Origin of the sequence: Falsiroseomonas oryziterrae, from assembly GCF_021864505.1 — a bacterium.
Taxonomy (GTDB): Bacteria; Pseudomonadota; Alphaproteobacteria; order Acetobacterales; family Acetobacteraceae; genus Falsiroseomonas; species Falsiroseomonas oryziterrae.
Genome location: NZ_JAKJIB010000079.1, coordinates 1 through 13606 on the forward strand (window position 1 = coordinate 1; position 13606 = coordinate 13606).

General features: G+C 72.5%; 11 protein-coding genes and 1 tRNA gene. 8 read left to right on the forward strand and 4 right to left on the reverse strand.

The window, feature by feature from the left end; all coding sequences use genetic code 11:
• Positions 1–227, reverse strand: a 227-nt coding sequence (locus L2I40_RS09010) for a hypothetical protein (RefSeq protein ID WP_237214569.1), incomplete at its 3' end; no start/stop codon positions are given.
• A 170-nt stretch (positions 228–397) separates the two neighbouring features.
• On the opposite strand from L2I40_RS09010, the gene L2I40_RS09015 reads away from it, so the two are divergent.
• Positions 398–487, forward strand: a tRNA-Ser gene (locus tag L2I40_RS09015).
• Between the two features lie 5 nt (positions 488–492).
• Here the strand turns inward: L2I40_RS09015 and L2I40_RS09020 are convergent.
• Positions 493–2034 (reverse strand): O-linked N-acetylglucosamine transferase, SPINDLY family protein, encoded by a 1542-nt coding sequence (locus L2I40_RS09020; protein WP_237214570.1) that lies wholly within the window; start codon positions 2032–2034, stop codon positions 493–495.
• Between the two features lie 95 nt (positions 2035–2129).
• On the opposite strand from L2I40_RS09020, the gene L2I40_RS09025 reads away from it, so the two are divergent.
• Positions 2130–2795 carry a DsbA family oxidoreductase gene (locus L2I40_RS09025; protein ID WP_237214571.1) on the forward strand — a complete coding sequence of 222 codons (666 nt, stop codon included), beginning with the start codon at positions 2130–2132 and terminating at the stop codon, positions 2793–2795.
• A gap of 4 nt (positions 2796–2799) precedes the next feature.
• On the opposite strand, the gene mfd is transcribed toward L2I40_RS09025, so the two are convergent.
• Together mfd and L2I40_RS09035 are read right to left on the reverse strand one after the other, a co-directional pair.
• Positions 2800–6447 carry a transcription-repair coupling factor gene (gene mfd, locus L2I40_RS09030; protein WP_237214572.1) on the reverse strand — a complete coding sequence of 1216 codons (3648 nt, stop codon included), beginning with the start codon at positions 6445–6447 and terminating at the stop codon, positions 2800–2802.
• Positions 6447–6752: an FAD assembly factor SdhE gene (locus tag L2I40_RS09035; protein WP_237214573.1), complete on the reverse strand. Its 306-nt coding sequence runs from the start codon at positions 6750–6752 to the stop codon at positions 6447–6449. Before L2I40_RS09035 ends, mfd begins: the two co-directional genes overlap by 1 nt.
• Positions 6753–6818: 66 nt before the next feature.
• On the opposite strand from L2I40_RS09035, the gene recG reads away from it, so the two are divergent.
• The 6 genes from recG to L2I40_RS09065 form a co-directional block, all read left to right on the forward strand.
• Positions 6819–8933: an ATP-dependent DNA helicase RecG gene (gene recG / locus L2I40_RS09040; RefSeq protein ID WP_237214574.1), complete on the forward strand. Its 2115-nt coding sequence runs from the start codon at positions 6819–6821 to the stop codon at positions 8931–8933.
• Between the two features lie 77 nt (positions 8934–9010).
• A complete protein-coding gene (locus L2I40_RS09045) occupies positions 9011–9772 on the forward strand; it encodes an ABC transporter ATP-binding protein (protein WP_237214575.1) in 762 nt (253 codons plus the stop codon).
• Complete coding sequence (locus L2I40_RS09050) at positions 9772–10503, forward strand: ABC transporter permease (RefSeq protein WP_237214576.1); 732 nt, start codon at positions 9772–9774, stop codon at positions 10501–10503. Before L2I40_RS09045 ends, L2I40_RS09050 begins: the two co-directional genes overlap by 1 nt.
• Positions 10504–10505: 2 nt before the next feature.
• Positions 10506–12443 carry a GldG family protein gene (locus L2I40_RS09055; RefSeq protein ID WP_237214577.1) on the forward strand — a complete coding sequence of 646 codons (1938 nt, stop codon included), beginning with the start codon at positions 10506–10508 and terminating at the stop codon, positions 12441–12443.
• On the forward strand, positions 12440–13441 hold the full coding sequence (locus tag L2I40_RS09060; protein ID WP_237214578.1) for a DUF4340 domain-containing protein: 1002 nt from the start codon (positions 12440–12442) through the stop codon (positions 13439–13441). Before L2I40_RS09055 ends, L2I40_RS09060 begins: the two co-directional genes overlap by 4 nt.
• On the forward strand, positions 13384–13606 hold a 223-nt coding region (locus L2I40_RS09065), incomplete at its 3' end, for an NUDIX domain-containing protein (RefSeq protein ID WP_372491031.1). The genes L2I40_RS09060 and L2I40_RS09065, both read left to right, overlap by 58 nt.

Genomic DNA, 13606 nt, shown 5'->3' on the forward strand with positions numbered 1-13606 from the left:
CGCGGCCTACTTCGGCCTCGGCGCCTATGCGGCGGGGTTGCTGGTGGTGAAGGCGGGCGTGCCGATGGAGCCGGCGCTGGTCGCGGCGCCCGTCGTCGGCGGGCGGCGCGTTCGGCCTGGAGTTCGTCGACCTGGCGCTGCAGCGCGTCGATGCGCCGCATCAGCTCCTCGATGCTCGGCTGCTGCGCGAAGGCGGCGGGCGCGGCCAGCAGGGTGGCGACGCCCACGAAAGCTGGTATCCTGCGCATCCCGACGCTCCTCCGAACGGACCTCCGATCGCTCCAGACCGTAGGGCGCCGTCGTCCCGGGCCGTGAGTGTCCGGCGTCTCAGCGATGCGCGGTTGGTTCCATCCGGCCTGCCGGTCGGGACGGGACAACGGGTCCGTCGCCCGGTCCCGGATGGGTGGCCGAGTGGTTTAAGGCAGCGGTCTTGAAAACCGCCGTGGGTTCACGCCCACCGTGGGTTCGAATCCCACCCCATCCGCCAGCCCGTCATCCGCGTGTCGAGGCGCGTTCGGCCAGTTCCAGGTAGAGGGCTTCCAGCTCCCGGCAGAGTGCGGCCGGGTCGGCGGCAGGGCTTGCCGCGACGCGCTCGCGCTGCGTTGCCCGGCGCGCGGCGAGTGCGTCGGGGTCACGCGCCATCGCCGCGGCGCGCGCCACCAGCGCCGCTTCGTCCGGCAGCACGTCCTCGGGAAAGCCGGCCGCCAGCAGGAGCGAGCGACTGGTCCGGCCGGCCCAGCGGTCGCCGACCGTCGTCAGCACCGGCACGCCCTGCCACAGCGCCTCCGCCGTCGTGGTGCCACCGTTGTAGGGGAAGGTGTCGAGCGAGATGTCGATCTCGTCGTAGGTGCGGAGGAAGTCCTCGTGCGCGGCGCCGCCGCGCAGGTCGAGCCGCTCGGCCCCGATGCCATGCGCCGCGAAGCGCGCGACGAGCTCGGCGCGGTTGCCGGCGTGGTCGAGCGCGCGGTTGCGCAGCAGCAGGCGCGATCCCGGGCAGGCCCGCAGCACCGCGGCCCAGGTGGCGAGCGTGCGCGAGGTCAGCTTGTAGGCGGAAGCGAGGCTGCCGAAGGTGACACGGCCGGCCTGCAGGCAGGGCGGCGGCGCCACCGGCGGCGTCGCGTAGAACATCCAGAACGGCAGGTAGGTGTGCGTCACCCGACGCACCGGTTCGGAGCAGAACCGCTCCTCCTCCGGCAGGATGGCGGAGGCGTCGCCGACGAGGGCGTCGAGATGCGGGAAGCCGGTGGTGGCGAACATCCCGTTCCAGGCGACCTGCACCGGCGCCGCCCGATGCAGCAGCAGCGGCAGGCGCGCGACATGGCTGTAGCCGTTGAGGTCCACCAGCACGTCGATCCCGGCCTCGGCGATGTGGCCGGCAAGTTCGTCGTTGGGAAGTCCGGTCACCTCCCAGATCCGGTCGTCGTCGTGATCATGGTAGCCGGCCTCCGCGCAGGGCGGCGCGCCGTCGACGATGAGGTTGATCTCGAAGCGGTCGCGGTCATGGGCGTTGATCACGCCCATGTACATCTTCATCCAGTTCCGCTGCGCGAAGAAGGCGCCGTAATAGGCGATGCGGAGCTTCGCCCCGCGGCGCGGGCGGGCCATGAGCGGCGTGACCGAGGCGGCCTCGGACAGCGCCCAGCGTCGTCGGATGCGCAGGATCTCGGCATTGCCGAGGTCCGGGTCGCCGGGCGCCATGATGGCCTGGTTGCGCAGGGCGAGCGCCCGCACCTCGGCGTCGCCCTCGCGGATCGCCCGCTCCGTCTCGCGCATCGCCTCGGAAACGTGGCCGAGGGCGAAGAGCGCGCGGGCCAGGTTCACCCGCAGCCCCGCTTCCGCCGGAGCCAGCGCCAGCGCGCGCCGGAAGGCCGGAATCGCATCCGCGTAGTCGAGCGTCGCGGACAGCGCCTCGCCGAGGCCCGCCCAGGCCGCCTCGACGCCCGCCGTGGCTGCGGCGGCGAAGGCGCGCGCGGCCTCCGCGGCGCAGCCGGTGTCGAGCAGATGCTGCGCCTCCGCGAGGCGAGGGTCGGTCATGCGGCGGATCCGGTTGAAAGGCGGCCCCGGCGCCCGGCAGGGGCGGCGTCGCCGGGACATTCGCACCCCGGCCGCCCGCCTGCTATCCTCCGTCCGTGAACATCCTCGCCCCGCCGCGGGCCCGGCTGCAGATCGAGGTCGTCTTCGACCTGGTCTGCCCCTGGTGCTACCTCGGCACCCACCGCCTGCGCCGGACGCTGCGGTCGCGCCCGGACCTGCTGGCCGACATCAGCTGGCGCCCCTTCCTGCTCAACCCGGACATCGCGCCGGGCGGCGTCTCGCGCCAGGACTACCTGCTGCGGAAGTTCGGCGGCGAGGATCGCGCGCGGCGCCTGCACGCGACGATCGCGGAGCTCGGGCGGACGGAGGGGCTGCGCTTCGCCTTCGACCGGATCCGGCGCATCCCCCCTTCGCTCGACGCCCACCGGCTGGTCCGGATTGCGGACCGCCAGGGCCTGGCCGACGCGACCGTGCAGCGGCTGTTCGAGGCCTATTTCGCGGAAGGGCAGGATATCGGCGACCAGGGCGTGCTGGTCGGTCTCGCCGCGAGCCTCGGGATGGATGCGGTCGCCACGCGCCGAGCGCTGGCCGGGATCCAGGAGACCGAGGCGGTGCACGCCGACAACCTCCGCGCCCATCGCCTCGGCATCAACGGCGTGCCCTGCTTCGTGGTGCAGGGGCGCCACGCCATTGCGGGCGCGCAGGAGCCGGAGGTGCTGGAGCGCCTGCTCGACGTCGCCCTGGTCGAGGCGCAGGGCTAAAGGGCTACCGCTTCCAGCGCCCCGGCAGCGGGATCGGCTTGCTGCTGGCGGCACCCTTCGGTGCGGGCGGCAGGACCGTCGGACGGAAGACGCTCTTCTTGGCAGCGGCCGACTTGGGAGCCGGCACGCTCGGCACCGCGGCTCGCGGCTGCTTCGGTGATGCCCCGCCGCGCGCCTCCGGCGCTACGGGCACCCTGCCCTGCGCGACCTCGGCCAGCGCCGCGAGAAGGCGGCGCGCCTCGCGGATCCGCGCCTCGTAGGGCATCTCCTGCGCCAGGGCGAGCTTGTGGTCCGGCCGCAACTTCACCGCCCCGCCCTGCCCCGCCACCCACTGCACCAGCGCGGCCGGATCGGCGAAGCGGTTGCCGCGGAAGCCGAGCACGATGCCCTTGGGCCCGACATCCAGTTTCTCGACGCCGGCCTGGCGGCACAGCTGCTTGAGCAGCACGACCTGCAGGAGCGTCTCGGCCTCCGCCGGCAGCGGGCCGAAGCGGTCCGCCAGTTCGGCGGCCATCGCCTCGATCTCCGCCTCGTTCTGCAGCCCACCGATGCGACGATAGAGGCCGAGGCGCACCGGAAGGTCGCGCACATAGGCCTCGGGCAGCATGACCGGCAGGCCGAGATTGATCTGCGGCGTCCAGTCGCGGTCCTCCGCCGTGTCCTTGCCGCTGCCGTGCTTCAGGTCGTTCACCGCCTCCTCCAGCATCTGCTGGTAGAGCTCGATGCCGACCTCGCGGATGTGGCCGGACTGCTCGTCGCCGAGCAGGTTGCCGGCGCCGCGGATGTCGAGGTCGTGGCTGGCCAGCGTGAAGCCGGCGCCAAGGTTGTCGAGGGTCTGCATCACCTCGAGCCGCTTCTCGGCCGCCGCACTCAGGCGATGCGTCTGTGGCCAGGTGAGATAGGCGTAGCCGCGCTGCTTGCCGCGGCCCACGCGGCCGCGCAGCTGATAGAGCTGCGCGAGGCCGAACATGTCGGCGCGGTGGATCAGCAGCGTGTTCACCGCCGGCATGTCGAGGCCGGATTCCACGATGTTCGTGGACAGCAGGATATCGTGCTTCTGGTCGCCGAACTCGGTCATCACCCGCTCGAGATCGGTCGGGGAGAGGCGGCCATGCGCCTCGGCCACGCGCGCCTCCGGCACGATCTCGGCCAGGCGCTCGCGGACTTTCGGCAGATCCTCGAGGCGGGGCACCACGCAGAACACCTGGCCGCCGCGGAACCGCTCGCGCTGGATCGCCTCGCGGATCACCACGCCGTCCCAGGGCATGATGAAGGTGCGCACGGCGAGGCGGTCCACCGGCGGCGTCGCGATCACGCTCATCTCCCGCACTCCGGTCAGCGCCAGCTGCAGCGTGCGCGGGATCGGCGTCGCGGTCAGCGTGAGCACATGCACGTCGGATTTCAGCGACTTCAGGCGTTCCTTATGGGCGACGCCGAAATGCTGCTCCTCGTCCACGATGACGAGGCCGAGATCGGCGAAGTCCACGCCCTTCGCCAGCAGCGCATGGGTGCCGACCACGATGTTGATGGAGCCGTCCTTCAGCCCGTCGCGGACGGCCTGCGCTTCCTTGGCCGTGACCATGCGCGAGAGTTGCGCGACCCTGACGGGAAGTCCCTCGAAGCGACTCGAGAAAGTGCGGGCGTGCTGACGGGAGAGCAGCGTGGTCGGCACGACGACCGCCACCTGCGATCCCGACATGGCGACGCAGAAGGCGGCGCGAAGCGCCACCTCGGTCTTGCCGAAACCGACATCGCCGCAGATCAGCCGGTCCATCGGCTTGCCGGCCGAGAGATCCTCGAGCACGTCGGCGATGGCGCGCTGCTGGTCGTCGGTCTCGGCGAAGGGGAAGCGGGCGCAGAACTCGTCCCAGGCACCCTCGGGCGGGATGGCGGAGACGGCCTGCTTCGTCGCGCGCTCCGCCGCCACGCGGATGAGCGCGGCGGCCATGTCGGCGATGCGCTGCTTCGCCTTCGCCTTGCGGGCCTGCCAGGCGCCGCCGCCGAGCTTGTCGAGCGCGACGCCGGCCGCCTCGCTGCCGAAGCGCGACAGGATCTCGATGTTCTCGACCGGCAGGAAGAGCTTGTCGCCGCCGTCATAGATCAGCCGCAGGCATTCATGCGGCGCGCCGCTGACCTCGATGGTGGCGAGCCCGTCGTAGCGTCCGATGCCATGCTCCTGGTGCACGACGAGGTCGCCCTCGGCGATCTCGGTCGCGTCGGCGATGAACTGGTCGGCGCGCTTGCGCCGCCGCGGCGGCCGGGCGATGCGCTCGCCGAGCAGGTCCTGTTCGCCGGTGACGACGAGGTCCGGCAAGCCGTCGTCCCGCGCGCCTTTCGGCGCGAGGAAGCCGCGCTCGATGCCGACCGTCGCCAAGGCCACGACACCGGGCGCGAGGCGCTGAGCGGCGCGGATGTCCTCCACCGGCTCGCAGGCGATGCCGTTCTCGCGCAGCAGGTTGGCCAGCCGCTCGCGCGAGCCGCGCGTCCAGGCGGCGAGCACGGGGCGATGGCCGCGCGCCACCATCGCCTTCGCATGCTCGCCATAGGCGGCGAAGACGTTTTTCCCCTCGGCGCGCGCATCGCTGAAGAGCCGGCCCGGCCGCCCGCCCGCATCCACCACGCCCGGCAGGTCGGATGCGGGGGCGAAGGGCACGAAGCGCATCACCGTCGCCTCGGCCAGCATGCCCTCCCAGGCATCGAGATCCAGGTAGAGCCGGTCGGGCGGCGCCGGGCGATACGGCACCTCGCCCTCTCGCGTCGGGCCGCGCCGCGCCTCGTAATGGTCCGTGACCATCTCGAGGCGGACGTCCAGCGCCTCCTCCGACTGGTGGTCGAAAGACACGGTGGCGCCCTCGCCCAGATGGTCGAGCAGTGTCTCCATCACCTCGTGGAAGAGCCCGGCCCAGTGCTCCATGCCGGGATGCTTCCGCCCGGCGCTGACCGAGACGTAGAGAGGGTCCTCGGCGGCCGCGGCGCCGAACAATTCGCGATAGGCGCTGCGGAAGCGGCTGATCGAAGGCGGGTCGAGGAACATCTCGCCGACCGGGCGCAGCACCAGCCCGTCCAGCCTCTCACCGCTGCGCTGGGTGGCGGTGTCGAAGCGGCGGATGTCCTCGATCTCGTCGCCGAAGAGGTCGAGACGGATCGGGTCGGGCTCGCCGGCCGGGAAGAGGTCGACGATGCCGCCGCGAACGGCGTACTCGCCATGCTCCATCACCGTGCCGGTGCGGTGGTAGCCATTGGCCTCGAGGAACTCGGCGAGCTTCTGCGGGTCCTGCCGCCCGCCGCGGGCGAGCGACAGCGTGGCACCCTGGAAGGCCGCGCGCGGAGGGACCTTCTGCACCAGCGCATTCACGGTCGTCAGCACGATGCGCGGCGTCGGCACGCGCTCGGCGAGCCGCGTCAGCGTCGCCACGCGCTCCGCTACGATCTCGGGGTTCGGCGAGACACGGTCGTAGGGCAGGCAGTCCCAGGCCGGGAAGCGCAGCACCTCGAAATGCGGGGCGAAGAAGGTGAGCGCCTCCGCCAGCCGCGCCATGCGTGCGTCGTCGCGGCAGACATGCAGGACGGGGCCCCGCGTCTCGGCGCGGCGGCGGGCGAGCAGCAGCGCGTCGTAGCCCTCCGGCGCGCCATGGACGAGGATGGTGTCCATCAGGCCTTGGCTTCCGGCGGCACCCCGGCGCCCGGCGTGGCGCATTCCAGCGCCATGCGCTCCAGCATCGGCGTGGTGACATGGGCGGGAATGGCTCGGCGGCCGGAGAGCCAGTCCGCCAGGTCGACGTCGGGCAATTCCAGCACGGCTTCCAGCTCGTCCAGCTCGCGCTCCGTGAAGGTTGCGATGTGCCGCTTCACGAAGCCGCCGATCATCAGGTCGGCCTCCTTGGTGCCGCGGTGCCAGGCGCGGAACAGCAGGCGCCGGCGGCGGGGCGGAAGTTCGGTTTCGGTCTCGTCGGGCATGTCGGCTTCGGCGTGCGGGGCTGCCATATAGGGGTGCATGGGAATCCTGTCAGCCCGACCGGCGGCATGCCTGACCTGACCGCCGCGACATTGGAGGACGCGCCGGAGATCGCGCGGTTGCTCGCGCCGGTCGGGACGCTGCACGGTGTCGGCCCGACGCTGGCCGCGCTGCTGGAGGAGGCGACGGGCGGCGACCGCGTGCTCGACCTCTTGCTGCACCTGCCGGAGCGGGTCGTCCTGCGCCGCCGCGTCGCGAGCCCCGAGGACGCGCCCCCGGACCAGGACGTGATCCTGGAGGTCGAGGTGAAGAGCCTGCGCGCGGCGCGGGCGAAGTCCACCGGCCGCCCCTATGTCGAGGTGAAGGCGACGGCCGGCGGCTGGCCGCTGACGCTGCGCTACATGAACGGGCGTCTGCCCTGGATCCAGAAGCTGCTGCCGCCCGGTGCCTTCCGCTTCCTGGCCGGCCGCGTGCTGGCCGAGGGCAGCCGGGGCTGGACCATGCTCAACCCGCTCTCGGCCGAGCGGCCGGAGGCGCTGCCGGTGGTGGAACCGGTCTGGCCGCTGGTCCGCGACCTCACCCCGAAGCGGCTGCGCGGGGCAATGGAGGCGGCGCTGGAGACGCTGCGCCCCTTGCCGGAATGGGCCGACCTCGCGTTGCTGCGGCGTGAGGGCTGGCCGGCCTTCGACGTCGCGATCCGCACCCTGCAGCGGCCGGCCGGCCCCCTGCCCCAGGCCCCGCGCCGCCGCCTCGCCTATGACGAGTTGCTGGCCAGCCAGGTGGCGATCGGCCTGGTGCGACGGCGCCAGCGCAACCGGCCGGGTCGCGCGCTGCCCGGCACGGGCGAGTTGCAGGCGCGGGCGCTCGCCGCCTTCGGGCACAGCCCCACGCCCGGGCAGGAGCAGGCGCTGGCCGAGATCGGCGCCGACATGGCCGCACCGCGGCGCATGCTGCGGCTCCTGCAGGGCGATGTCGGCGCGGGCAAGACGCTGGTCGCCGTGCTCGCCATGCTGCGCGCGGTCGAATCCGGCGCCCAGGCCGCGCTGATGGCGCCGACCGAGCTTCTGGCGCGGCAGCACCTGCGGACACTGGTGAAACTCTGCCACCCGGCCGGCGTCGATGTCCGCCTGCTGACCGGCAGCGTGAAGGGCGCCGAGCGCAAGGAGGTGCTGCGCGGCCTCGCCGCGGGCTCCGTGGGCATCGTCGTCGGCACCCATGCGCTGTTCCAGGATGCCGTCGCCTTCCGCGACCTGGGGCTGGCCATCGTGGACGAGCAGCACCGCTTCGGCGTCGCGCAGCGCCTCATGCTCGCCAACAAGGGCCGCGACGCGGACATGCTGGTGATGACCGCGACACCCATCCCGCGCACGCTGCTGCTGACGCAATGGGGCGAGATGGCGGTGAGCCGGCTCGAGGGAAAGCCGGCCGGGCGCCAGCCCATCGTGACGCGCGTGGTCTCGCAGGAGCGCCTGCCCGATGTAGTGGACCGACTGGGCGAGGCGCTGGCCCGCGGCGAGCGCGCCTATTGGGTCGTGCGCGCCATCTCGGGCGGCGAGAGCGACGACAGCGTGGCGGCGGAAGACCGCTTCGCCGAGCTTTCGAAGCGCTTCCCCGGCCAGGTCGGCATGGCGCATGGCCTGCAGGAGCTGGCGGTTCGCGAAGCGGCGCTGGCCGATTTCGCCGCCGGCCGCACGAAGCTGCTGGTCGCGACGACGGTGGTCGAGGTCGGCGTGGACGTGCCGGAAGCCACGATCATGCTGATCGAGCAGGCCGAGCGCTTCGGCCTCGCGGCGCTCCATCAGCTCCGCGGGCGCGTCGGGCGCGGCGCGAAGCCCTCTTCCTGCCTGCTGGTTCATTCGGAAGGCCTGTCGGAGTCCGAGAAGCGCCGCCTGCTGGTGCTCCGCGACACCGAGGACGGCTTCCTGATCGCCGAGGAGGATTTGCGCACCCGCGGGGGCGGCGACGTGTTGCGCGAGCGGCAATCCGGCACCCAGGCTGGCCGGCTGCTCGACCCGCAGGAGGAGCCGGAGGAGTTCGACCGGCTGACCCACATCGCCCATCGTGACGCCCAGGCGCTGCTCGAGCGAGACCCGGAACTCTCATCCCCGCGCGGGCGGGCGGCGCTGATGCTGCTCGCGCTGTTCGGCCACGACCCCACCCTGGCCAAGCTGGACGCCGGGTAACCCATTGCTCTCACGGGGGGTTGATCCGGGGGGCGCGCCTCCTTAATCGGCCTCGCGGGGAAAGCTGGGGACCGCGCGTGACCGCCTTGATCGAGATCGAGCGCCTCACCAAGCGCTTCGGGGCCTTCACGGCCGTGGACGACGTGTCCTTCACCGTCTCGCGCGGCGAGGTGGTCGGGTTCCTTGGGCCGAACGGGGCCGGCAAGTCCACCACCATGCGCATGCTGGCGGGCTTCATGACGCCGACCGCGGGGACGGCCCGGATCTGCGGCGAGGATGTCGTGGACCGCCCGGTGAGTGCCAAGCGCCACCTGGGCTTCCTGCCGGAGGGGGCGCCGACCTACCCCGAGATGACGGTCGAGGGGCTCCTGGGCTTCTGCGGCCGCGCCCGCGGCTTCCGCGGCTCGGAGCTGTCGGATCGCGTGGCGCGCGGCATCGAGCTGACGCAGCTCGGCGGCGTGCGGCTGCAGCCGGTCGAGACGCTGTCCAAGGGCTTCAAGCGGCGCGTCGGGCTTGCCGCGGCGCTGCTGCACGACCCGCCGGTGCTGGTGCTCGACGAGCCGACGGACGGGCTCGATCCGAACCAGAAGCACGAGGTGCGCAACCTGATCCGCGCCATGGCGCCGGAGAAGGCGATCGTGATCTCGACCCACATCCTTGAGGAAGTGGCGGCCGTCTGCACGCGGGCGCTCATCATCGCGCGCGGCCGCGTGGTGGCGGATGCGACGCCGGAGGCCTTCGCCGCGACGGGCGAGACGATGGACGACGTCTTCCGACGCCTCACCCTCGGCGCCGCCTCGACAGCGGTCACGGACGAAGCCGCGCGGGAGGTCGCGTGATGGGTGGCGTGCTCACCGTCTTCCGGCGCGAGCTGGCGGGCTATTTCGCGACGCCGGTCGCCTATGTGTTCATCGTCATCTTCCTGGTGCTGGCCGGCGTGCTGACCTTCACCATCGGCGGCTTCTTCGCCCGCGGCCAGGCGGATCTCGTGCCGTTCTTCGGCTTCGTGCCCTGGCTGTTCCTGTTCCTGATCCCTGCCCTCAGCATGCGGCTCTGGGCGGAGGAGCGGCGGCTCGGCACGATCGAGCTGCTGCTGACGCTGCCGCTGGCGCAATGGCAGGCGGTGGTGGGCAAGTTCCTCGCCGCCTGGGCCTTCTGCGCCATCGCGCTGGCGCTGACCTTCCCGCTCGTCGTGACGGTGAACTACCTCGGCGACCCGGACAACGGCGTGATCCTGACCGGCTATATCGGCTGCCTGCTGGCGGCCGGCGCGTTCCTGGCCGTGGGCGCCGCCCTCTCGGCGCTCACCAAGAACCAGGTCATCGCCTTCGTCCTCTCGGTCGCGGCCTGCTTCTTCCTCGTCGCCGCCGGCAGCCCGATCGTGACGGAGTTCCTCTCGCGCAACCTGCCGGTACTGGCGGACATCGCGCGCGGCATCAGCATCACCGACCGCCTGCAGGGCTTCACGCGCGGCGTGGTCTCGGGCCGCGACCTCGTCTTCTTCGCGACCTTCATCGGCTTCTTCCTCTTCGCGAACACGGTCGCGGTGGACCAGAGGAAGGCGGACTGAGCATGAGCGCCACCACCCAAGCCCCTGCCCCGGTCCTGCGCGGCAAGCGCGGCCTCTCGGCCTCCCTCGCGCTGCTGCTCGCGGCCATCCTCGCCGTCGGCGTGAACATGCTGGCCGACCGGCTGCTGCCGCATGCGCGCATCGACCTGACGCAGAACCGCCTCTACACGCTGTCGGACGGCACGAAGCAGGTGCTGCGCGGGCTGCAGGACCCGATCACGCTGCGGCTCTACTACTCGCGCAAGCTCGGCGTCGCCGTGCCGCCCTATGGCGCCTATGCCGACCGCGTGCGCGCGCTGCTCGACGAATATGTCGCCGTCAGCAACGGCCGGCTGCGGCTCGAGGTGCTGGACCCCGAGCCCTTCACCGAGCTCGAGGACCGCGCCATCGCGCTCGGCCTGCAGGGCGTGCCGGTGGACCAGTCGGGCGACCAGGTCTTCTTCGGCCTCGTCGGCTCCAACCTGCTCGACGACGAGCGGACCATCCCCTTCTTCCAACCGGAGCGCGAGCGCTTCCTGGAATACGACCTGACGCGGCTGGTCTGGGAGCTGTCGAACCCGCGCCGCCCGGTGCTGGGCGTGATGTCCTCGCTGCCGATGAACGGCGATCCGCGCGCGCTGATGATGCGCCAGCCGGGCATCGGCCAGCCCTTCGTGGTCGCGAACCAGCTGCGCCAGTTCTACACGGTGCGCGACGTCGCGCTCGACGCCCAGGTCATCGAGACCGACGTGCAGGTGCTGATGGTGGCCCATGCGCAGGGGCTGTCGGAGGCGACGCTCTACGCCATCGACCAGTTCGTGATGCGCGGCGGGCGGCTGATGGTCTTCACCGACCCGCACAGCGAGGGCCAGGCGAACCGCCCCTCGATCAACCAGCCGCAGGTGCGCGACGCGTCGAGCAACCTCGACCGGCTCCTGAACGCCTGGGGCATCGAGGCGCCGTCCGATCGCGTCGTGCTCGACCAGCGCGGCGCCTGGCGGGTGCGCGCCGACACGCGCGATCGCGTGCAGGCGGTGGACTACATCGCCTGGTTCAACGTCCCCCAGGCCGGGCTGAACCGCAGCGAGGTGGCGACGGCCGAGCTTGCCCAGGTGACCGTCGCATCGGCCGGCGAGGTCCGGCGGCGCGACGGGGCGGCCATCGAGTTCGTGCCCCTCATCACCAGCAGCGAGCGCAGCGCGGTCGTGGATGCGGCGCGCGTCCGCCAGGACCCGAGCCCGACGCGGCTGCTGGCCGAGTTCCGGCCGGAGGGCGGACCGCGTGTCATCGCCGCGCGCATCCGCGGCCAGCTCTCCTCTGCCTTCCAGGGCCCGCCCGACCCGCCGGAGGGGGCCGAGCGTCCGGCCGACTTCCCCGCCCACCGCGCCCGCACGGAAGGCCCTGCGAACCTCGTGGTCGTGAACGATGCCGACATCCTGGAGGACCGCTTCTGGGTCCGCGTGCAGGAGTTCTTCGGCCAGCAGGTGACGACGCCCTTCAGCGACAACGGCGCGCTGGTGCTGAACCTCGCCGACACCATGGCCGGCGGCGAGGCGCTCGTCTCGCTGCGCTCGCGCGGCGAATCCCTGCGCCCCTTCGACCTCGTCGACGACATCCGCCGCGGCGCCGAGGCGCAGTTCCGTCAGACCGAGCGTGGCCTGCAGGAGCGGCTCGAGGCGACCGAGCGCCGGCTGCGCGAGCTGCGCTCCGGCCCGGGCGGCGGACAGGCCGCGGCCGTCATCACGCCGGAGCAGCGCGCCGAGATCGACCGCGCACGTGACGAGATCCGCCGCACGCGGAGTGAGCTGCGCCAGGTCCAGCTCGAGCTGCGGCGCGACATCGAAGGCCTCGAGACACGGCTGCGCGTGCTGAACATCGTCGCCGTGCCGGCGCTGCTGACGCTCTTCGCCATCGGGCTCGGCGTGTGGCGCGCAAGGCGCCGTGCGGAGGCGCGGGCATGAAACGGCGTACCCTCCTGCTGTTGGGCAGCGCCGCGGCCGCGACCGTGGGCGGCGCGATCCTGCTGACGCCGGACCGCACCGATCCGCCGGTGTCGACCATCATGCCGCTCGCCTTCCCTGGCCTGGCGGCCCGGCTGGCGGATGCCGCGCGCATCGAGGTGGTGCGCCACGACGGAACGCTGACCGTCCTGCGGCAGGACGCGACCTGGGTGCTGCCCGACCGGGCCGGCTATCCCGCCCGCCCGGAACGTGTGCGCGAGGTGCTGGTCGGCCTGACCGAGCTCCGCCTGACCGAGCCGCGCACCGCCAATCCGGACCTGCTCGAGCGGCTGGGCGTCGAGGATCCGACGCGGCCCGGCGCGACCTCCTCCCTGCTCCGCGTGCTCGATGCGCGCGGCGCGCCGATCGCCGAGCTCATCGTCGGCCGGCGCCGGATGCGCGTGCAGGGCAACGTGCCGGAGACGGTGCATGTGCGCCGCCCCGGCGAGGCGCAGGCCTGGCTGGCGGAGGGACGCCTGCCGGTCGACGCCGACCCGAACCTCTGGATCGACCGCGACATCGCCAACATCCCGCGCGAGCGCGTGCGCGCCGCTGAGGTGAATCGCGCGGCCGAGGGGACCCTCGTGCTCCGCCGGGGCGCCGACGCCGATGCGCCGCTTGCCGTCGTCGAGCCGGCGGAGACGCCGGAACTCGACGAGATCAGCCTCGACGAGGTGGCGCGTGCCTTCGAGTTCCTGACCTTCCTCGAGGTGCGGCGCGAGGCCGAGATGCCGGGCGAGTGGCTCGGCGAGGCGAGCTTCGAGCTGACCGACAACCTCCGCATCGCGGTCGCGGCGCGGAAGGAGGGCGACGACCTCTGGGTCCGGCTCTCGGCCGCGGGCGACGAGGAGGCGGCGCGGCTCAACGCGCGCTGGCGCGGCTGGGCCTATCAGGTCGGACAATGGAAGGAGAAGGCCTTCCTGCCCCGGCTCGAGGACCTGGCGAAGCAGGCGCGGTGAGCGCGAACCCGCGCGAGTATCCGACCCGCCCCTGGGTCGGCATCGGCGTCCTTGCGTTCCGTGGCGAGGATGTCCTGCTGATCCGGCGCGGCCGGCCGCCGCGGCGCGGCGAGTGGTCGCTGCCGGGCGGCGCGCAGCGCCTCGGCGAGCCGGCCGAGGAGGCGG